Origin of the sequence: Streptomyces sp. NBC_00045 (assembly GCF_045041095.1) — a bacterium.
In the GTDB taxonomy this organism is placed as follows: domain Bacteria; phylum Actinomycetota; class Actinomycetes; order Streptomycetales; family Streptomycetaceae; genus Streptomyces.
Genome location: NZ_CP108271.1, coordinates 6,892,930 through 6,912,579, shown reverse-complemented (window position 1 = coordinate 6,912,579; position 19,650 = coordinate 6,892,930). Strand labels below are relative to the sequence as shown.

Genomic DNA, 19,650 nt, shown 5'->3' with positions numbered 1-19,650 from the left:
CACAAGACCTCCATGGGGGAGTTGAGCCTTACCCGACTTCGTTAGGAAACTTTACTACCAGACTTCGGGACAGCTCAATACCCGTGCGGCCGACGGGAGTCGAGTGCGCTCAGATCCAGCCGTTGCGGCGGAAGCCCCGGTGGATGACGAAGCAGGCGAGGGCCATGACGCCGACCACGATCGGGTATCCGTACGTCCAGTGCAGCTCGGGCATGTTGTCGAAGTTCATGCCGTAGATCCCACAGACCATGGTCGGCACGGCGACGATGGCGGCCCAGGCCGTGATCTTGCGCATGTCCTCGTTCTGCGCGACGGTCACCTGCGCGAGGTGCGCCTGGAGGATGGAGTCCAGCAGGGCGTCGTACGCGCCGATCTGGTCGGTGGCCCGGGTCAAGTGGTCGGCGACGTCCCGGAAGTACGCGCGGGCGTCCGCCGGGATCACCGGTATCGGTTGCGTGGCCAGGTGGTGGAGCGGCCGGCTCAGCGGGGCCACCGCCCGGCGCAGCTCCAGCAGTTCGCGCTTGAGCTGGTAGATGCGGCCCGCGTCGCCCCGGCCGCCGTACTCGCTGAACACCGCGGTCTCGACGGCGTCGATGTCGTTCTGCACCGCGTCCGTGACGGCGACGTAGTCGTCGACGACGTGGTCGGCGATCGCGTGCAGGACCGCGGCGGGCCCCTTGGCCAGTTGGTCGGGCGCCGCCTCCAGGCTCTCGCGGACCGGGCCGAGCGTGCCGCGGCCGCCGTGCCGGATCGTGATGACGAAGTCGTCGCCGGTGAACGCCATCAGCTCGCCGGTCTCCACCACCTCGCTGGTCGCGGTGAGTTCCTCGTGTTCCACGTAGCGCACGGTCTTGAAGACGGAGAACAGTATGTCGTCGTACCGCTCGACCTTGGGGCGCTGGTGCGCGTTCACCGCGTCCTCGACGGCGAGGGGGTGCAGCCCGAACAGCTCGGCGAGCCCGGCGAGCTCCTCCTTCGACGGTTCGTGCAGGCCGATCCAGACGAACCCGTCGCCCGTCTTGCGGACCCGCCGCAGCGCCTCCTCCGCCTCGCCGCACCCGTCCTGTCGGGTGCCGTCCACGTAGACCACGCAGTTGACCACCGCGCTGCCGAGCGGGGAGCGCGCCGGGTGGCTGAGGTCGACGGCCCGCCGGTATCCACGGCGTACGGCCCGGCGCAGGTTGCTGAACATGGACAACGAGGTACTTCCCTTCGACGGATCAGCGGCCAGTCTGCCACCGCCGCCGAGGTCACCGCCGTGCGCGGCCCGCGGAGGGGTCCGGCCGCGCTCCGGTCAGACCCGGTTCAGACCCGGTCGATGAAGACGCTCGTCGACTTGACGCGGGCCACGGCCCGGACGCCCACCTCCAGGCCGAGCTCCTCCACCGCCTCGCGGGTCAGCAGCGACACGACGCGGTGCGGCCCGGCCTGGACCTCGACCTGCGCGTCGACGATGCCGAGCTTCACGGCGGTGACGATGCCCGGGAAGGCGTTGCGCGCCGAGGTGTACGGGGCGTCCTCGCCCTCGGCTGCCTCCTGGGCGGCCTCCACGCAGAACGCCGCCAGGTCCGGCCCGTCCACCATGCGCCGCGTTCCCTCGCGACGGGTGGGGAACCGCTCGGCGTCGGCCCAGCGGCGGGCCGTGTCGACGCTCACGCCGAGCAGCCGGGCGGCCTGGCCGATCGTGTAGGACTCCATGGCCGCAGCTTACGGCTGCCGGACCCGGTCCTGGCGCAGGGCCTCGGCCGCCGCGGCCGCGATCACCTCGGCGACCGTCGACAGCGCCGGGGAGTCGAGTTTCCACTGCTGCCAGTACAGCGGCACGTCCAGCGGCCGCCCCGGTACCAGCAGGACCAGTCCGCCGTCCCGCAGCAGGGGTTCGGCCTGCGGCTCGGGCACCAGTCCCCAGCCGAGTCCGGCCGCGACCGCGCCGCAGAACCCCTCCGAGGTCGGCACGTGGTGGCGCAGCGGCCCCGCCCCGGCGTCCTGATCGCCGGTCAGCGACCGTACGAACCCGTCCTGGAGGACGTCCCGCCGGTCGAACAGGATCACCGGGGCCTCCCGCAATCCCTGTTCGAGGCTCCCGGCCAGGTACCGCGCCGCGAACTCGGGGCTCGCCACCGGCAGGTACCGCGCCAGTCCGAGCCCGCGTACGGTGCATCCCGCCACCGGATCCGGCGAAGAGGTGACCGCCGCCATCACCTGACCCTCCCGTAGCAGCGCCGTCGTGTGGGACTCGTCCTCCCGGTGCAGTTCGAAGAAGACGGGCGGGTCCTGCGGCACCCGCGTGAGCGCCGGCAGGAACCAGGTCGCGAGCGAGTCCGCGTTGACTGCGATCGGCAGCCGCACCGGGCCGCCCGACTCCTGCGCCATCCCCAGTTCGGCGCGCGCGTCCCGCTCCAGCCGGGCCAGCTGCCGGGCGAAGCGGACCACCACCTGCCCGGACTCGGTCGCCCGCACCGGTTTCGTCCGCATCAGCAGTACCCGCCCGGTCCGCTGCTCCAGCGCCTTGACCCGCTGGCTGACGGCGGACGGGGTCACGTGCAGGGCGGCGGCCGCCGCGTCGAAGGTGCCCTCGTCCACCACGGCGAGGAGGGTCCGTACCTGGTCCAGGGGAAGCTCGTCCATCACGAACGCTAAGGGTACGTAAAAATCTTTAGCTGTACTGAAAGCGCGCCGATACCTACGGTCGACGACATGACACACGGCATCATCGCGGCGGCACTCGCCGGCTTCGGCACCGGACTCTCCCTCATCGTCGCCATCGGCGCACAGAACGCGTTCGTCCTGCGGCAGGGGGTCCGCCGGCACGCCGTCCTCGCCGTGGTCGCGATCTGCGCCGTCTCCGACGCGGCCCTCATCGCCCTCGGGGTCGCCGGGGTGGGGGCCTTCGTCACCGCCTGGCCGGCCGCGCTGACCGCGGTCGCCATCGCCGGCGGCACCTTCTTGATCTGCTACGGGATCCTCGCCGCCCGCCGGGTGCTGCGGCCCACTCCCGGCGCCGCCCTGGACACCGCGGGAGACGCCGCCGGGTCCCGCCGCCGGGCCGTGCTGGCCTGCCTGGCCATGACCTGGCTCAACCCGCACGTCTACCTCGACACCGTGCTGCTGGTCGGCTCCCTCGCCGCGGACCGCGGGGACCTGCGCTGGGCCTTCGGCATCGGGGCCGGGCTGGCCAGCCTGATCTGGTTCGCCACCTTGGGCTACGGGGCCCGGCTGCTCAGCGGCCTGCTCGCGCGCCCCTCGGCCTGGCGGGTGCTGGACGGGCTCGTCGCGGCGACCATGGTCACGATGGGCGGGATGCTCCTGGCCCGGGCCTGACCGCGGACCGCGGCGGGCCCGCGCGGATGCGGATCCGCCCCGTACCGCCGCCCGACCCCAGGAGTGCGCAGTGCCCGACCGTCCGGCCGACCGCCCGGCCACCGACCCGTCCGACCGAGCGGCCGACCGCCCCGGCCCCCGCCCCTCCCCCGACGAGGTCCGCGCGTACTACGCCGCCCGGCCGTCCCCGCTCGTCGCCGCGACCGGGATCGTGCTGGACCGCGACGGGCGGGTCCTCGTGCTGACGCCCTCGTACAAGGCGGACCTGGAACTCCCTGGCGGCACGGTCGAGGACACCGAGACCCCGGAGGAGGCGCTGGCGCGCGAGCTGGCGGAGGAGCTCGACCTGTCCGTTCCGGTGGGCCGGCTGCTCGCCGTGGACTCCCGGCGGCCCGGCTCCCTCGGCCGCGCCCTCATCGCGCACGTCCACCTCGTAGGGCCGCTCTCGCCCGAGCAGGCCGGTGCGCTCTCCTTCCCGGACGGTGAGGTCGCCACGGCCCGGTGGCTCGCACCGGAGGAGGCGTACGCGGTACTGCCCGCCCGGATCGCGCCCCGGCTGCGCGCCGGTCTGGCCGCCCTGTACTCCGGCTCCCTCGCACACCTCGTCGACGGCGTGCCCCAGCCCGGCTCCCCCGCCGGCCTGGACCCGCAGCGGCGCACGGCCCTCGAACACGCAGGTTCCTTCGACGCCGCGAGCCACCGGGCCGCCCGCCCCAAGGCGATCACGGCGGCGAGCGTGCTGTACACCGACGCCGCCGGCCGGATCCTGCTGGTGGAGCCCACGTACGGCAAGCCGGGGCGCTGGAACCTGCCGGGCGGCGGGATCGACAGTGACCTGGGCGAGACCCCGCGCGCCGCCGCACGCCGGGAGGTGCGCGAGGAACTCGGGCTCGACCTCGAACCGGGCCGGCTGCTCGGCGTCAACTGGTCCCACAAGCCCGACTACCCGGCCCGCATCCGCTTCCTCTACGACGGCGGGGTCCTGGACCCCGCCGCCCTGGCCCGGATCCGGCTCGCCCCCTTCGAGCTGCTGCGCTGGCGGGCGGTGCCCGCCGGGGAGCTGCGCGCGCTGGTCAAACCGTCACTGCGCCGCCAGATCGAGGCCTGCCTGCGCGCCCGCACCGAGGGCACGGGCGCGTTGGAACTCCACGCCGGCCGCCCTGCCGGCACCGCGCGGAAGCGGAAGAAGAGCCAAGGGGGAGACGACAAGGGAGACGACAAAGGGAAACGGTAGGAGAAACGATCGCTGCGTTGGTCCATCCGGACGGCGTCGTGGCGTGGTGCGCGGGCGACGGGGCCGTCTCACGCATCTTCGAACCAGACAGTCACACGCGCACGCCCTCTCGCCAGCGAGAACGAGCGGAACCCATGGAGTACCACCATGTCCGCAGAGCCGCACCGCCCCGGAACCAGCACCACTCCGGCCCTCCCCGACGCCGCCGCGCAGCCTGATCCGCGCCGGTGGTGGATCCTCGCCGTCATCGGCATCGCCCAACTCATGGTCGTCCTCGACGCCACCATCGTGAACATCGCCCTGCCCTCCGCCCAGGCCGGTCTCGGGTTCTCCGACGACCAGCGGCAGTGGGTGGTGACCGCGTACGCGATCACCTTCGGCAGTCTGCTCCTGCTCGGCGGGAGGCTGGCCGACCTGTTCGGGCGGCGGCGGGCCTTCCTCATCGGCCAGATCGGCTTCGCGGCGGCCTCCGCGCTCGGCGGCGCCGCTGCGACCTTCGGCATCCTCGTCACGGCCCGCGCCCTGCAGGGCGTGTTCGCGGCGCTGCTGGCTCCGGCCGCGCTCTCACTGCTGACCACCACGTTCTCCGCCCCCGCCGAACGCGCCAAGGCCTTCGGCGTGTTCGGGGCGCTCGCCGCGTCCGGGGGTGCCGTGGGGCTGCTGCTGGGCGGGTTCCTCACCCAGCACCTGAGCTGGCGCTCGACCATGTACGTGAACCTGCTCTTCGCCGCCGTCGCCGTCATCGGCGCGGTGCTGCTGCTCAAGCGGTCCGTGCCCACCGCCCCTCCCCGACTGGACCTGCCGGGCACGGTGCTGGCTTCGTCCGGGCTGTTCTGCCTGGTCTACGGGCTCGCCACGGCCGGTCCCCGCGGCTGGGAGTCGGTGCACACCCTGGGCTTCCTGGCCGCCGCCGGTCTGCTGCTCGCCGCGTTCGTCTGGTGGCAGCGCCGCAGCACACACCCCCTGCTGCCGCTGCGGATCGTGCTCGACCGGGTCCGGGGGACGGCGCTGGCCTCCGTGTTCATCACCGGTGTCGGCATGTTCGGGGTGTTCCTGTTCCTCACGTACTACCTGCAGCACGCCCGCGGCTACAGCCCGGCCCTGACGGGCCTGGCCTTCATGCCGATGTCCTGCTGCACCATGCTCAGCGCGATCGGCAGCAACACGGGGCTGCTGGGCAAGATCGGCGGGCGCCCGCGCATCGTCACCGGCATGCTGCTGTCGGCCTGCGGCATGGCCTGGCTGACGAACCTCACGGCGAGCGGCCCGTACCTGGTGGAAGTGCTCCCCGGCCAGGTGGCCACGGGGCTGGGCATGGGCCTGATCACGGCGGCCGCCATGAACCTCGGTACGGCGGGCATCGACCCGCGGGACGCGGGAGTCGGCTCCGCGACGGTCAACGCCATGCGGCAGACGGGCGGCTCCGTCGGCACGGCGCTCATGAGCACCCTTGCCGCCGGAGCCGTCGCCCGCTCCCTGGCAGGCCGACAGCCCACGCCGGAACTGATGGCGCGGGCTGCCCTGGAGGGTTACCACACGGTCTTCACGGCATCGGCGGTGATCTTCGCCGTCGGCGCGGTGCTGACCCTGTTCCTGCTTCCCGGCGGCCTGTCCATGCAGCGCTCACATGGCGCGCCCGGGAGCCGCCGCCCGTCAGCGCGGTGAGTGGCTGCCGGAGGCCGCGGGCGCCGCCGGCTTGGCCGGGGTCGCGGAAGAGGGGGCCGCCGGCTTGGCCGGGGTCGCGGGAGCCTGCGCCGCCGGGGCGGCCGGGGTCGCCGGGCCCGCCTCGGTGGACGGGCAGTTCGCCAGCGAGCTGCGGACCCGGTCGCCGGTCGAGAAGTGCTTCACCCGGCAGGTGTTGGTCCCGATACCGCCGTCGACCTGGCCGTAGCCCGGTCCGATCGTCAGGACGGTGTCGTTCAGGCCGCGGACCGTGTCGTTGCCGGGGCCGCCCTGGACGATGCCCGCAGACTCCGCGCCCACCGACTTGGGCTCGATCACGTCGTTCTCGCTACCGCCGAGGACCCGGCCGCCGAGGTCGACGTTGCCCGTGCGGATCAGGTCGCTGCCGTCGTTGCCGAAGACCTGGCCGCCGCCGCGCTCGTACTCGCCCGGCTGGCCCATGACGCTGCCCGTGGTGATCTTGTCGTCGCCGTGGTCGCCGTAGACGCTGGCGCCGTGCTCCGCCGTACCCATGACGAGCGCGGTGATGATGGTGTCGTTGCCCGCGCCGCCGCGCACCGAGGCGTTGCCGTTGCGCGGAGAGAGGTTGTTGACCTGGAGCGTGTCGTCGCCCTCGCCGCCGAGCACCTGGGAGTCGATCAGCATGCCCTTGACGCGGATGTTGTCGTTGCCACCCCCGCCGTAGATGATCACGTTCTCGACGTCGTTCTCGCACAGGATCGTGTCGTCGGCCGACGTTCCGCGCACTTCCTGTCCGGGCGGAGCCTCGACACCGTTGACGTAGCACCAGTGCGACGGCAGGGAGTCGGCGGCCCTGGCCGGGCCGACGGCTAGCGAGGCACTGGCGGCGACCATGGTCGCCAGGGCGTACGTGGCGGTGCGAAGCTTGCGGCGCGTGCGCAGCATCAATTCTCCCGAGCGTGGTGTGTGAGGGGGGTGGAGCGGTGGTGGTTCAGGACAGCTCGTGGCGCAACGGCGTGAGCTGTTCGATGTCGTAGCGCACCCGGAGTTCGCGGATCGCGGCGGGATCCGGGGTGGCGCTCGTGTCGAGCAGTTCGAGGAGCTCCTCGAAGTACCGCTCGTGATCGGGTGGCGGAGAGGCCTGGAAGAACATCCGGGCCGGTTCGCCGGTCGGGTTCGCGAAGGCGTGCGGACACCCGGGGGGAACTACGATGACGGTTCCGGGTGTGGCACGGACGACCTGGCGGCCGTCGAGCGCTTCCCAGTGTCGCCAATCGTCGCCGGAACGGACGCGCGGCTCGAAGGCCATGACGTCGAGTTCACCCTCCAGGACGTAGAACAGCTCTTCGCTGCGGGTGTGCAGGTGCGCACCGACGTCGAACCCGGGCGGTACGACGACCTCGAAGCTGGAGGCCACCGCGGAGTGCTCCCCGGTGACCTTGAACGTGACCTGTTGGGCGTCGGTGTGCAGCTTGCGGCCGTGGCCCGGGGGCACGAGCAGCCCGTCGCGGGCGACGTGCGCGGTCATGACCAGGTCACGGGCAGACCTTCGGGCCCGCGGATGAGGGCCCCTGGCCGCCAGCGCAGTTCGCTCGGAGGGACGCTGAAGCGCAGGTCCGCGAAGCGGTCGAGCAGGGCGTCCACGAGCAGTTCGGATTCGAGGCGGGCCAGCATGTTCCCGGGACAGAAGTGGGGTCCGTAGCCGAAGGAGACGTGCGGGTTGGGGCTGCGTTCCAGATCCAGCCCGTGCGGGTCGGGGAAGACGTCCGGGTCGCGGTTGGCCGCGAGGTACGAGACGTAGATCGCTTCGCCCGCCCGGATGAGCTGGCCGGCCACGGTGACGTCTTCGAGGGCGATCCGGGAGAGCCCGACCGCGTTGCGGTGCGGGATGTAGCGCAGCAGCTCGTTGATGGCCGAGGGCCGCACACCCGGGTCCCTGCGCATCCGGTCCATCAGGTCCGGACGGGTGAGCAGGATGTAGACCATGTTGCCCACGTTGTTGGTGACGGCCTCGCCCCCGATCTGGATCAGGAGGGCGAGGCCGGTGGCCTCTTCGGCGGTGACCTCGCCGGCTTCGACCGCCTTGACGAGGAGCCCGATGACGCTGTCACCACCGGCCACTTCACCCTCGCGCATGCGTCCGCCGAGGTAGGCGCACATGTCGTTCTTCGCCTGCTCGCTGCGCTCGGCGCCCTGGGCCGAGGACAGGATCAGGGTGGTCCACTCGTGCACCAAGGGCCGGTCGGCCTCCGGCACTCCCATCAGCTCGCACACGACGGCGAGCGGGAAGGGTGCGAGCAGGCGCTCGGTCAGGTCCACGGGCGGGCCGTCGCGCAGGATGCCGTCGACGAGGGCGTCGAGCATCTCCTTGGCCCGTGCGCGCAGTGCCTCCACCCCGCTGGTGGTGAAGGCGGCGGCGACGGTGCGCCGCAGCCGGGTGTGGTCGGGCGGGTCCTCGAAGCCGACCGCACCGGGCGCGGGGATGAAGTGGGGGGCCAGACGGGTGACATCGTGTTCCGCGACCAGCTTGCGGCTGAACCGGGGATCGTTGGCCACCATGCGCACGTCTTCGTACCGGCAGACGAGCCAGGCCCACCCGCTTCCGTTGGGCATGCGGATCCGGGTGATCGGCCCCGCCCGCATCAACTCGGCGAGGACGGGGTCGAAGTCGACCCCGTCCAGGGCCGGGGTGGGCCAGTGCGTGATGGGTGGCCTTGCGGTTGCGGGGCCGTCCTTCAGCATTCTTCGGATTCCTCCCTCACCCGGTGCCTCATTCCGAGGTCCAGCTGCCCAGTGAGATTTCTGCGGTGATGCCCGGGCCGAAACCGGCCAGCAGTCCCCGCGCGTCATCGGCGGTGCCGTTCTCGTCGAAGAGTCGACGCAGTGCGTCCAGGACGACGGCGCTGGCGATGTTGCCGTACTCGGTCAGTGTGGCCCGACTGAAGCGGAATGCCTCGGGTGCCACACCGAGGTACTTGCTGAGGTCGTCCAGGATGCGGGGCCCGCCGGCGTGGATGATGTAGAAATCCAGCGCCGCGGCGTCCCACCCATGGGCCTTGGCCAGCTCCTTGAGCGACGGCGCGAGCGGTTCCATGGTCCCGGGCACCCGCCGGTCGAGCTTGAAGTGGAACCCGGTGGACCGCACGTCGTACATGATCCAGTCCTCCGTCTGGGGGATGATGTACGAGCTGTTGCGGTGCAGTTTCATACCGGTGCCGCCGCGGCCGCGGACGACGGCGGCACCGACGCCGTCGCCGAACAGGCCGTTGGAGAGCAGGTTGCCGACCTCCAGGTCGCTGGGCTGGTAGCACAGCGAGCAGAGTTCGCAGGACACGATCAGCGCGTTCGCCTCGGGGTAGGCGGTGCAGAAGTCGTGGGCCCGGTTGACGGCTGCGCCGCCCGCCGCGCAGCCCAGCTGGGCGATGGGCAGCTGTCGGGTGTCCGTCCGGAAGCCCAACGCGTTGATCATCCAAGCGGTCAGCGAGGGCATCATGAAGCCCGTGCACGACACGTAGATGATCATGTCGATGTCCTTGGCCCGGAGCTGGGCGTCCTCCAGCGCCTGGCGCACCACCGCCGGGACCCGCGCCTTGGCCTCGGCCTCGTACACGGCGTTGCGCGATTCGAACCCGGGGTGCTTGAGCGTTTCCTCGATGGGCTGCACGATGTGCCGCTTCGCGACGCCGGTGTTGCGGATCAGGCGCAGCGCCAGGTCGAGCTGCGGATGGTCCGCGTGCACGGACCGGCACAGATCCAGGGTCTGCTCCATCGTGATCACGTGCTCGGGCACGCACACCGTTGGCCTGCACAGAGTCGCCATGGGTGGCTCTCCTTTCGTGTCTGACACAGCCTCACGGACCTCCGGCGGATGCGCGCGCGGGATTACGGCGTTGGTGACATGCGCCAATCCGGTGACGCTGCGCCGTGAAGGCAGCGGAGCGCGTGACGAGAGGGAAGGGATGGCTGTGCCGATTTCCCGCGGAATCGCGCCTTGGGGGGTGACATCCACGCAGGGAGATGAACCATGACCTCAGACCCGCAAACGACCCTCAAGCCGGACGTGCCGGAAACGGACCCGGCCACGGGCGAACCGGTGCACTGCTGGAACCTGGACGACTTCGAGGCGCTGGACTTCGACCCGTTCCTGCACGACCGCCTGCGGGACAAACGGGCCACCCGGATCCGGCTGCCGTTCGGCCAGGGCACCGCATGGCTGATGGCGCGCTACGCCGACGTGAAGGCGGCCACCACGGACCCGCGTTTCAGCAGGCGGGAACTGGTCGGCCGGACGATCACCGCCTCCTCCCCGCACGCGATCGCCTCGCAGCAGGCGTCGATGAACTACGCCGACCCGCCGCGCCTCAACGACATGCGCCGGGTGGTCGCCCGGGCGTTCACCGGCAAGAGCATGCAGAAGCTGCGGCCGACCGTGCAGCAGACCGCCGACAGCCTCCTGGACGCCATGGAGCAGCACGGCTCACCCGCGGACTTGGTCGAACACCTGCACGGCCCGTTCCCCCTCGCGGCGGTCGCCGACCTGCTGGGGATGCCCCAGGACATGCGCAGGAACATGACCTCCTGGGCGAACGTGATCATGACCCCCGGCCCGTCCCCCGACAAGAGCACCGATGCCCTGAAGACGGTGCGCGAATGCGTGGTGGCCCTGCTCGCCATGCGCCGGGAGAAGCAGAGCGACGACCTGGCCGGAGTCCTCGCCGGGGCCGCCGACGCAGGTGAGATCACCGAGCCGGAGGCCGTCTCCATCGCCACCGCCATCCTCGTGAGCGGTGCGCACGCGGTCCGCAACAACAGCGCCAACATGATCTACGCCCTGCTCACCCATCCGGAGCACCTCGAACGGCTGCGCCGGGAGCCGGAGATGATCCCGCAGGCCGTCGACGAGCTGCTGCGCTTCATCCCGCACCGCAGCGGAGTGGGTCTGCCGCGGATCGCCACGCGGGACGTGGACATCGCCGGCGTCACCATCAAGGCCGGGGAGACGGTGTACTCCTCGTACCTCGCGGCCAACCGCGACCCCGAGGTCTTCCCGGAGCCCGACAAGCTGGACTTCGACCGCGGGCCGATCGCCCACATGGCCTTCGGGAACGGGCCCCACCACTGCGTCGGCTCGATGCTGGCCCGGATGGAGTCCGAGATCATCGTCACCACGCTGCTCGAACGCTATCCGCGCCTGGCCCTGGCCGTGCCGCCCGAGCAGCTCGAATGGCAGGCCGGGGCGCTGATCCGCGGGCCCAAGACCCTCCCGGTGACCTGGTGATACGCCGGCACCGGATCCGGGTGGTCCGGGGCACCCCGGACCACATAGAACTGGCGGCCCTCACGGCCGCCCTGCTCATCCTGGCGCGCGCGGCCGACGTGCCGCGCGCGCCCCGCTCCGGCCGGCACCACCGCGCCCACTGGGACCGCAACCTGCGGTCGGTGGTGCACCATCCCGCGCAGTCCTGGCGCGCCCGCCCGCACTCCCCCTTCATCTAGGGTCCCGCCCCCGAGGCCCGTCGTCCGGATCGTGCCGGGCCCCGTCGGCGGCAGACGTCAGGCGCGGCCCGGCTTCGGCGCGGCCGAGGCCGTCGGGGCGGCCGGGGTCGCGGAGGCCTGCGGGTCGTCGCAGGTGACCTCGTCGCGCGGGGTGTAGTGCGTACGGTAGGTCTCGCGCTTGACCTCCTTGCCGCCCTGGACGAAGACCCGGCCGACGTTGACGTCGAAGCCCTCCAGCGGGGTCTGCACCTCGCAGGTGGGGCCGGAGCCCGTGCGCTTGCCCGGCGGGGTGGTGTTCTCCCGCGGGCCCTGGGTCGCGCGTATCTCGTCGTACTTCTTCGTGCCGAGCAGGCTGATGGTCACCGAGGTGTCGGAGGAATCGGCCTTGACGTAGATCGCGTGGCCGGAGTCGTTCTTCCAGCGCAGGTCGAGGGTGCCCCAGGCGACGGTGGCCTCGCGGCCCTCGGGGTACCGCTCGATGTAGAAGGAGTGGGCGCCGTGCTCCAGCGGCTGGACGCCCGCGAAGAACATGGCGTTGTACATCGTCGTCGCGACCGCCGAGACACCGCCGCCGGGGGACTTCACGAACTGGCCGTCGTTGATCATGATGCCGTCGACGAAGCCGTTCTCCTTGGTCCGCTCGCCGACCGTCTTGTTGAAGCTCCACGTCTCGCCGGGCATGACGACGGAGCCGTTGATCAGCTCCACGGCCCGCCCGATGTTGGTGGTGCGGTACGGCGCGGCCGGGAACTTCACGGTGAAGGAGGACACCTGCTCCTTGATGCCGAGGCGCTGAGCGTTCGCGGCGGTCAGGCGCGGGGGCACCGTCTGCACGGCGACCTCCCCGGTACGGGCGGCGCCCGAGCGCGTCAGCAGCGGGACCACCGCGTCGGCGAAGGCCTTCTCGGTGACCTGCGCCCCCGAGCGTCCGTCCTCGGCGACGACCGCCCGGCCGGCGGAGTCGACGCGGAAGGTGGCCCCCCGCGACGGGCTGGTGGCTGCGGCCACCTGCCGGGCCACCGCGGGATCGGCCAGCAGTCCCTCGGCGTCGAGCTTCGGGACCAGCCGGCCGTGGGCGTCGGGCTCGGCCGTCAGGTACCGGCCGAGTACCGCCGGGGTGAGGGTGACGGGCTTTCCGGCCACGGTGAGGGTGATCGGGCCGGACATCGCGGGCTCGGCGAACTCCTTCAGGGCCCGGGTGGTCTCCTGCTGGCCGACCACGGGAGCCTTCTGGTCCACCGGGAGCGCGACCGTACCGCCCTGCGGGCGCAGGTAGGCGGCGCGCACGGTGTCGGCGGTCTGGCCGGCGCGCACGGCGACGCCGGTGACGGGGGCGGTGGCCCGGGCCGTGCCGTCCTCGAAGGTGATGGCGCCGTCGCGGGCCTCGTGCCCGGCGGCGTTGAGACGGTCGACCTCGGCGGTGTTCGTGGGGCCGTCCGTGCGGATCACCGGCTCGACCTCCCGGTCCTCGGCCGGGGTGAGCAGGCGCCCGATCACGGTGACGGGGTCGGACCCGGACTGCGCGGCGCGGTCCGCGGTGGCGGCGGTGTCCAGGGACAGGCCGAAGGCGGCGGGGGCCGCCCGCTCGGCGCGCTCGCCGATGCGCACCTCGATCGGGGCGGCAGCGGCGGGGCCGAGCGCGTGGTCGAGGGCCGCCTTGGCCTCCGTACGGCTCATGCCGCCGATGTCGACCCCGCGCACGTGGGTGCCGTCGGCTATGGCGTCGCCGGCGACGGCCAGACCAGTGAGGTAGAGGCAGCCGAAGCCCAGGACGGCGGCTCCGCCGACGAGGGGCAGGGCCGTCCGCCGGTTGATCGTCGGGCGGTGTACGCGTCGCATGTGTCTCGTCTCTCCCGGTGCCGGTGGCGCTGGTAGGTCGGTCTGGACCGGGAACCAGCATTCACCAATTCGGACTAAACAGGGCGAAAATGTGCCTGTTCTCACGAAGGGGACGGCGCGTAGCAACTCCGGAAACCAGGCCACCCGAACAAGGCCACTTACCTTCGATTGGCCCTGTTGAGCTGTTCGGTGGATGCCAGATCGTGGGATGCGTCAACTTTTGGCCTCCCGAAAGGATCCACCGGTGCCACTCGCCCCCGCCCGCCCCACGCGGCGTCTGCCCCGTCGGCTCCTCCAGCTCTACGCCGGCCTCGCGCTGTACGGCGCGAGCTCCGCGTTCCTGGTCCGCGCCGGGCTGGGGCTGGACCCGTGGGACGTGTTCCACCAAGGGCTCGCCCAGCGCACGGGGTGGAGCATCGGCACGGTGTCGGTGGCCGTCGGGGCGCTGGTCCTGCTGCTGTGGGTACCCCTGCGGCAGCGGCCGGGGCTGGGCACCTTCTCCAACGTCTTCGCCATCGGCCTGACCATGGACGCCACCCTCGCGGTGGTGCCGGACGTGCGCGGAGCCCTCGCGCAGGCCGCCCTGATGGCCGCGGGCATCGTCCTCAACGGTGCCGCGACCGGCCTCTACATCGCCGCCCGCTTCGGGGCGGGGCCGCGCGACGGCCTGATGACCGGGCTGCACCGGCGGACCGGTTGGTCGCTGCGGCTGGTGCGCACCGGGATCGAGCTGACCGTCCTCGTGGCCGGCGTCCTGCTGGGCGGCACGGCCGGTGTCGCCACCGTGGCGTACGCACTGGCCATCGGGCCGCTCTCACAGCTCTTCCTCCGGGTGTTCGCCCTCCCGCCCGAGGAGGACGCCTCCCCGTCCGCCGACCGGGCTGGCACCCCGTCGGCAGCCCCGGCACCGGCCCCGGCCCCGACCTAGGGGCCGACCTGGCGGCGGACCAGCTCGTGGAACGGTCCCGCCGCATCGGCGAGCAGCTCGGCGGGCGTCCCCTGCTGGGCGATGCGCCCGTCCGCCATGACGATCACCCGGTCGGCGTCCAGGACGGTGGACAGTCGGTGGGCGATCACGATGCGGGTGGCGCGCAGGGCGCGGGTGGACTCGATGACCACGCGCTGGGCTTCGTTGTCCAGCGCGCTCGTGGCCTCGTCGAGGAACAGGATGCGCGGCTTGCCGATGAGGGCCTGGGCGATCATCAGCCGTTGGCGCTGCCCGCCCGAGACCGTGCCACCGCCGTCGGACAGCACGGTGTGCATGCCCATCGGCATGGCCTTGATGTCCTCGGCGAGGCCCGCCAGCGCGGCGGCCTCCCCCGCCTCTTCGAGGGAGTAGGTTCCGGAGCCGCGGATGCAGTCGAAGATCGACCCGGAGAACGGCTGCGCGTTCTGGAGGACGACCCCGCACTGGCGGCGTACGGCCGCCTGGTCGAGTGCGGCCAGCTCCTGGCCGTCGTACAGGACGCTGCCGGAGGCCGGCCGGTCGAAACCGATGAGCATGCGCAGCAGGGTCGACTTGCCGCAGCCGCTGGCCCCGACGACGGCGACGAATTCACCGGGCCGCACCTGGAACGACACGTCGTCCAGTACGAGCGGGCCGTCGTCCGCGTACCGGTACGAGAGGTTCTTCACCTCGACGGCGCCGCTGAGCTCCCCGGGCCGGATGCCTCCGGCGAGCACCTCGGGGGTCGCCCGCAGGAGCGGCTTGACCTGTTCGAACATCGGCTGCACGGCTGCGGCCGAGAGCAGGGCGCCGGTCAGCTGCGTGGCCGAGGACAGCATCATGGTCACGGCGGTGCTGAACGTGAGGAACTCGCTCGCCGACATGCTGCCCCGCGCCGGTCCGGCCAGCAGCATGAACATCACGAGCGTGCACAGCGGTAGATAGACCGCGTTGAGCACGGTGACCACGTTCTTGATCCGGCCGATGCGCTGCTGCAGCTCGCGGGTACGGGCGAACTCCCGGGCCCAGGCGGCGTACGCGAAGCTCTCGGCCGCGGCCACCCTCAGTTTGGGCAGTCCGCGCAGCGTCTGGAACGCCTGGTTGTCGAGCTTGTTGCCGATCCGGATCAACTGCCGCTGGTAGCGCAGCTGCCACAATCCCAGGCCCAGGAACACGACGGCGATGGCGATCAGCATGGCGAGCGCCGCCAGCGCGAGCGGCACGCTGTAGAAGAGCAGCAGCACGAGGTTGATGGTGCCGACGGTGCCCGCCTGGAGGGTCACCGGGACGATGCCGGACAGCGCACGGCGGATGGAGCTGATGCCCATGGCTGCGCCGGCCAGTTCCCCGGTGGAGCGGCCGGCGAAGAAGGTCACCGGCAGCCGCAACAGCCGGTCCCACACGGCCGGCTGCAACGCGGCCTCGACCCGGCCCTCCATGCGCAGGATGGAGACGTTCTGGAGCAGCATGAACGCGGCCGAGACCACGCTGGTCGCGATGAGCGCCAGCGCGGTCTGCACGATGAGGCTGTCCTCGGCGTGCGGTACGTACGTGCCGAGCACCCGTCCCGTGGCCACGGGGACGACGGCGCCGAGCCCGACCGCGCCCAGCCCGCCGATGACGAGGCTGCGCAGGTCCTGGCCGCTGCCGCGCACGCCGAAGCGGACCAGATGCAGCAGGCCCGGCTTCCGGTCGGGCAGCGGGCGGTAGAACATGACGGCGTGCGGCGCGAATTCGGCCGCGTCGTCCCGGTGGATGCGCTGGTTGCGCCGGCCCCGCTCCCGCCCGCCGGGGGCGGGGTCGACGGCCTCGTAGCGGCCGCGGCGCCACAGCAGCGCGACCGGCGTGCCGTCATCCGCGCGCCGGCCCACCAGGGGCCCGCTGTACTCCCGCCACCAGTGCCCGGCGAGCCGGACGGGCCGGGCGCGGACCCGGGAGGCGAGCGCGATGCGTTCGACCGGGTCCGTCCGCCCGCCGGCCCCGTCCGCACCCGTCGGCTCGGTCAGGGCGATGCCCGCGTCGGCGGCGACCAGGCGGCACACGGCGAAGGTCGCGTCGTCGCCCGCGGCGCCGCCGGAGCCCCTGCGGGAGCGGCCGATGGAGGCGAGCAGGGCCCGGTCCGCCTGGCTGCGAGCGACCTCCCCGGCCTCGATGCCGGCCGCCGTGCGGTCCTCGTGGGCGCGCTCGTCCTGCTCGATCCAACGGTCCAGGGCGGACAGCAGCCGGTACTGCTGGTCCACCATCCCCTGCCACACGGCCCCGTCGACGAGGAGCGTGCCCGCGGCGGTGGCCGCGCCGTGGTGCGGCTCGTACACGGCGCCGTACTGCACGCTGCCCGGCGGGACCTGCATCCACAGGATGTCGTCGTCGGCCCCGCCCCGACCGGCGGTCGGCCGGCTCTCCAGCGGTGCCTGGTACAGCACGCGCAGACCGCGGCCGATGCCACGGGCGAAGGCGTCCTCCAGCGGGCTGGGCGCCCCGTCGGTGAATCCGTCGTGCCATGCCTCGGCGTGCCACCCCCAGGCTCCGTCCGCGGGGGCGCCCGGGGCTGCGTACGCGGCGCGGTGCAGCTCGTGCAGCTCGATGCGGCGCAGTGCGCAGCCCTGGAGCGGTCGGCCGGTCAGCGTGTGCGCGGGGCCGTCGGCCGGGCCCAGGAGCAGCGCGCCCGGCTCCAGCCGGCCGAGGAAGTGCCAGTGACCCGCCTGCGCGGCGTCGACGGCGAACAGGTCCAGTTCGCCCTCGACGACGAGCCACAGGACGAGCGGCCCCTCCAGGGACAGGCTGCGCAGGCCGGTGCAGTCGACCGCCGAGCCGAGGCCGCCCAGGGCCGCGACGACCGGATCGGGTGCGAAGTGGCTCGGGTGGGTCCCGTAGTCCTGGGCGGTCCCGTAGTCCTGGTGGGTCCCGTAGTCCTGGTGGGTCCCGTGGATCTGGGGGGTCTGGTGGGGGGTTGCCACCTCAGTGCTCCTTGACCAGTTCGGCGTAGGCGCCCCGCGCGGCGAGCAGCTGCTCGTGCCGTCCGCGATCCACGACCGTGCCCCGGTCGAGCACGACGATCTCGTCGCTGTCGCGTACGGTGCTCAGCCGGTGGGCGATCACCACGCAGGCGCAGCCGCGGCGCCGCAGGTTGTCGATGACGATCTGCTCGGTCGCCGCGTCCAGGGCGCTCGTCACCTCGTCCAGGATCATGACGCTGGGGCGGCGGACGAGGGCACGGGCGATCTCCAGGCGCTGGCGCTGGCCGCCCGAGAAGTTGCGGCCGTCCTGCTCGACGCGGCTGTGGATGCCGCCGGCGCGGCGCGCGACCACCTCGTACACGGCGGCGTCCTGGAGGGCGGTGACGACGGCCTCGTCCGGGATGGAGGGGTCCCACAGCGCGACGTTGTCGCGGACGGTGCCCTCGAAGAGGAAGACGTCCTGGTCCACGAAGGAGACGGAGGCGGCCAACGCTCCGCGGGGGATGTCCTCCAGCCGCATCCCGTCGATGCGGATCGCGCCCTCCCAGGGGGTGTAGAGGCCGGAGATCAGCCGGGAGACGGTGGACTTGCCGCTGCCGGAGCCACCGACGAGCGCGACCTGCTGTCCGGGGCCGACCGTGAGCGAGACGTTCTTGAGCAGGGGTGCGTCGAGCGGGCTGTATCCGAAGGTGATGCCCTCCAGCTCCACGTGGCCCTTGAGGCGGCGGGTACCGGCTGGTGCCCCGCCGCGCGAGTGCCGCGCGTCCCGCAGGTAGAGCGGGTCGACGGGGAAGTTCTCGACGTCCTTGAGGCGGGCGACGTCGGCGGCGAAGTCCTGGATCCGTCCGGCCACGCCGCCCAGCCGGGTGATCGGCGCGGTGAAGCTGGTCACGAGGGCCTGGAAGGCGACGAGCAGGCCGACCGAGAGGTGCCCCTCCACCGCCCGCAGGCCTCCGATCATCAGGATCAGCGCGCTGTTCAGCGCGGCGAGCGTCGGCGCGACGACGGCGAGCCAGGTACTGGGGACGCCGAGCCGCTGCTGTACGTCGAGGGTGACCGCGTGTTGACCGGCCCAGCGGCGGAAGAAGGCGTTCTCCCCGCCGGTGGCCTTCATCGTCTCGATGAGCTGGAGGCCGCTGTACGAGGTGTTGGTGAGCCTGGCGCTCTCGGCACGCAGCTTCTGGGTGCCGGTGGCCCGCACCCGCATCACGATCCGCACGGCCACGAGGTTGAGCAGGGCGATGAGCACCCCGACGGCGGTGAGTTGTGGGTCGTACGTCCACAGCAGGACCGCGTAGAGCACGACCACCACGGCGTCCACGCCCGCGGCGGCGACGTCCCGGGCGAGGGTTTCGGCGACCGCGTCGTTGGACTGCAGGCGCTGGACCAGGTCGGCCGGATTGCGCTGGGCGTAGAAGGAGACCGGCAGCCGCAGCAGGTGCCGCAGGAAGCGGGCGCTGCCGAGCGTCGAGGAGATGATGCGGCCGCGCAGCAGGTTGGCCTGCTGGAGCGAGGTGAGGACCGCGGTGAGCAGCAGGGCCGCCGCCATCGACGGGAAGAGCACGCCCAACAGGGACGTCTGCTCGCCGATGAGGAACATGTCGATGTACGTACGGCTCAGCGCGGGCACGGTCGCGCCGACGGCCACCAGCAGGAGGCTGGAGAGCACGGCGGCGAGCATGGTGCCCGAAGTGCCGCGCAGCCGGGCCGGCACGGCGCTCAGGACGCCCTGCCTGCGGCCGCTGCGGCGGAAGCCCGGGCCGGGCTCGAAGACCAGCGCGATACCGGTGTAGGCGGTGTCGAACTCCTCCATGGGGACGAACCGCCGACCCTTGGCGGGGTCGTTGACGTACACGCCCCGGCGGCCGAAGCGGCGGCCCGTGCCGTCGTAGACGACGTAGTGGTTGAACTCCCAGAAGAGGATGGCCGGAGGGCTCACTCCGGCGAGCGCGGCCAGGTCCATCTGCATGCCCTTGGCCGTCAGCCCGTATCCGCGGGCGGCCTTGAGGAGGTTGCCGGCGCGCGAGCCGTCGCGGGACACCCCGCAGGCGATGCGCAGCTCTTCCAGCGGTACGAAGCGGCCGTGCCGGCCGAGCACCATGGCCAGCGCTGCGGCGCCGCACTCCACCGCCTCCATCTGGAGCACGGTGGGCGTGCGTACGGGGCGGGGCGTTCGGCCCCGGGGAACGGGCGGTCGGCGGCGCCGGCGGCCG

At 72.3% G+C, this 19,650-nt stretch carries 16 protein-coding genes; 6 read left to right on the top strand and 10 right to left on the bottom strand.

Features of this window, described 5'->3' with window-relative positions; translation table 11 throughout:
- Positions 1-109 precede the first annotated feature (109 nt).
- The 3 genes from corA to OHA65_RS32000 form a co-directional block, all read right to left on the bottom strand.
- Positions 110-1,192 carry a magnesium/cobalt transporter CorA gene (gene corA, locus OHA65_RS32010; RefSeq protein WP_327279625.1) on the bottom strand — a complete coding sequence of 361 codons (1,083 nt, stop codon included), beginning with the start codon at positions 1,190-1,192 and terminating at the stop codon, positions 110-112.
- Positions 1,193-1,305: 113 nt separating this feature from the next.
- Entirely contained in the window at positions 1,306-1,698 is a 393-nt protein-coding gene (locus tag OHA65_RS32005) for a TOBE domain-containing protein (protein ID WP_327279624.1), read from the bottom strand.
- A 9-nt stretch (positions 1,699-1,707) separates the two neighbouring features.
- Entirely contained in the window at positions 1,708-2,628 is a 921-nt protein-coding gene (locus OHA65_RS32000) for a LysR family transcriptional regulator ArgP (protein WP_327279623.1), read from the bottom strand.
- Between the two features lie 69 nt (positions 2,629-2,697).
- Here OHA65_RS32000 and OHA65_RS31995 point away from each other — a divergent pair, with 69 nt between their 5' ends.
- The 3 genes from OHA65_RS31995 (at position 2,698) to OHA65_RS31985 (ending at position 6,220) form a co-directional block, all read left to right on the top strand.
- Complete coding sequence (locus OHA65_RS31995) at positions 2,698-3,321, top strand: LysE/ArgO family amino acid transporter (RefSeq protein WP_327279622.1); 624 nt, start codon at positions 2,698-2,700, stop codon at positions 3,319-3,321.
- 70 nt (positions 3,322-3,391) lie between these two features.
- Positions 3,392-4,555 (top strand): NUDIX hydrolase, encoded by a 1,164-nt coding sequence (locus tag OHA65_RS31990; RefSeq protein WP_327279620.1) that lies wholly within the window; start codon positions 3,392-3,394, stop codon positions 4,553-4,555.
- Positions 4,556-4,702: 147 nt separating this feature from the next.
- Complete coding sequence (locus tag OHA65_RS31985) at positions 4,703-6,220, top strand: MFS transporter (protein WP_327279619.1); 1,518 nt, start codon at positions 4,703-4,705, stop codon at positions 6,218-6,220.
- On the opposite strand, the gene OHA65_RS31980 is transcribed toward OHA65_RS31985, so the two are convergent.
- The 4 genes from OHA65_RS31980 to OHA65_RS31965 are packed head-to-tail and all read right to left on the bottom strand — an operon-like array spanning position 6,209 to position 10,019.
- Complete coding sequence (locus OHA65_RS31980) at positions 6,209-7,144, bottom strand: hypothetical protein (protein WP_328764367.1); 936 nt, start codon at positions 7,142-7,144, stop codon at positions 6,209-6,211. The two genes, OHA65_RS31985 and OHA65_RS31980, sit on opposite strands and share 12 nt — an antisense overlap.
- A 46-nt stretch (positions 7,145-7,190) precedes the next feature.
- Positions 7,191-7,727 (bottom strand): cupin domain-containing protein, encoded by a 537-nt coding sequence (locus OHA65_RS31975; RefSeq protein WP_327279617.1) that lies wholly within the window; start codon positions 7,725-7,727, stop codon positions 7,191-7,193.
- Entirely contained in the window at positions 7,724-8,941 is a 1,218-nt protein-coding gene (locus OHA65_RS31970; protein WP_327279616.1) for a cytochrome P450, read from the bottom strand. Before OHA65_RS31970 ends, OHA65_RS31975 begins: the two co-directional genes overlap by 4 nt.
- Positions 8,942-8,969: 28 nt before the next feature.
- Positions 8,970-10,019: a type III polyketide synthase gene (locus OHA65_RS31965; RefSeq protein WP_327279615.1), complete on the bottom strand. Its 1,050-nt coding sequence runs from the start codon at positions 10,017-10,019 to the stop codon at positions 8,970-8,972.
- A 204-nt stretch (positions 10,020-10,223) separates the two neighbouring features.
- Between OHA65_RS31965 and OHA65_RS31960 the strand changes: the two genes are divergently transcribed.
- Both OHA65_RS31960 and OHA65_RS31955 read left to right on the top strand, forming a co-directional pair.
- Positions 10,224-11,477, top strand: a complete 1,254-nt coding sequence (locus tag OHA65_RS31960) for a cytochrome P450 (RefSeq protein WP_327279614.1) — start codon at positions 10,224-10,226, stop codon at positions 11,475-11,477.
- Entirely contained in the window at positions 11,474-11,695 is a 222-nt protein-coding gene (locus OHA65_RS31955) for an acyl-CoA carboxylase epsilon subunit (RefSeq protein ID WP_327279613.1), read from the top strand. Before OHA65_RS31960 ends, OHA65_RS31955 begins: the two co-directional genes overlap by 4 nt.
- Positions 11,696-11,752: 57 nt before the next feature.
- Here the strand turns inward: OHA65_RS31955 and OHA65_RS31950 are convergent, their stop codons facing one another.
- Positions 11,753-13,534 carry a VanW family protein gene (locus OHA65_RS31950; protein WP_327279612.1) on the bottom strand — a complete coding sequence of 594 codons (1,782 nt, stop codon included), beginning with the start codon at positions 13,532-13,534 and terminating at the stop codon, positions 11,753-11,755.
- A 244-nt stretch (positions 13,535-13,778) separates the two neighbouring features.
- On the opposite strand from OHA65_RS31950, the gene OHA65_RS31945 reads away from it, so the two are divergent.
- Positions 13,779-14,462 carry a YitT family protein gene (locus tag OHA65_RS31945; protein WP_405762951.1) on the top strand — a complete coding sequence of 228 codons (684 nt, stop codon included), beginning with the start codon at positions 13,779-13,781 and terminating at the stop codon, positions 14,460-14,462.
- Here OHA65_RS31945 and OHA65_RS31940 read toward each other — a convergent pair.
- Positions 14,459-17,305, bottom strand: coding sequence for an NHLP bacteriocin export ABC transporter permease/ATPase subunit (locus OHA65_RS31940; protein WP_405759311.1), 2,847 nt, complete (start codon positions 17,303-17,305; stop codon positions 14,459-14,461). The genes OHA65_RS31945 and OHA65_RS31940 overlap by 4 nt on opposite strands.
- 133 nt (positions 17,306-17,438) lie before the next feature.
- Positions 17,439-19,574 carry an NHLP family bacteriocin export ABC transporter peptidase/permease/ATPase subunit gene (locus tag OHA65_RS31935; protein WP_405763469.1) on the bottom strand — a complete coding sequence of 712 codons (2,136 nt, stop codon included), beginning with the start codon at positions 19,572-19,574 and terminating at the stop codon, positions 17,439-17,441.
- Positions 19,575-19,650 lie beyond the last annotated feature (76 nt).

What these genes read in the sequence shown, in the direction of transcription:
- corA (WP_327279625.1), bottom strand. Translation starts at nt 1,192, where the DNA reads ATGTTCAGCAACCTGCGCCGGGCCGTACGCCGTGGATACCGGCGGGCC.
- OHA65_RS32005 (WP_327279624.1), bottom strand. Translation starts at nt 1,698, where the DNA reads ATGGAGTCCTACACGATCGGCCAGGCCGCCCGGCTGCTCGGCGTGAGC.
- OHA65_RS32000 (WP_327279623.1), bottom strand. Translation starts at nt 2,628, where the DNA reads ATGGACGAGCTTCCCCTGGACCAGGTACGGACCCTCCTCGCCGTGGTG.
- OHA65_RS31995 (WP_327279622.1), top strand. Translation starts at nt 2,698, where the DNA reads ATGACACACGGCATCATCGCGGCGGCACTCGCCGGCTTCGGCACCGGA.
- OHA65_RS31985 (WP_327279619.1), top strand. Translation starts at nt 4,703, where the DNA reads ATGTCCGCAGAGCCGCACCGCCCCGGAACCAGCACCACTCCGGCCCTC.
- OHA65_RS31980 (WP_328764367.1), bottom strand. Translation starts at nt 7,144, where the DNA reads ATGCTGCGCACGCGCCGCAAGCTTCGCACCGCCACGTACGCCCTGGCG.
- OHA65_RS31975 (WP_327279617.1), bottom strand. Translation starts at nt 7,727, where the DNA reads ATGACCGCGCACGTCGCCCGCGACGGGCTGCTCGTGCCCCCGGGCCAC.
- OHA65_RS31970 (WP_327279616.1), bottom strand. Translation starts at nt 8,941, where the DNA reads ATGCTGAAGGACGGCCCCGCAACCGCAAGGCCACCCATCACGCACTGG.
- OHA65_RS31965 (WP_327279615.1), bottom strand. Translation starts at nt 10,019, where the DNA reads ATGGCGACTCTGTGCAGGCCAACGGTGTGCGTGCCCGAGCACGTGATC.
- OHA65_RS31960 (WP_327279614.1), top strand. Translation starts at nt 10,224, where the DNA reads ATGACCTCAGACCCGCAAACGACCCTCAAGCCGGACGTGCCGGAAACG.
- OHA65_RS31950 (WP_327279612.1), bottom strand. Translation starts at nt 13,534, where the DNA reads ATGCGACGCGTACACCGCCCGACGATCAACCGGCGGACGGCCCTGCCC.
- OHA65_RS31935 (WP_405763469.1), bottom strand. Translation starts at nt 19,574, where the DNA reads ATGGAGGCGGTGGAGTGCGGCGCCGCAGCGCTGGCCATGGTGCTCGGC.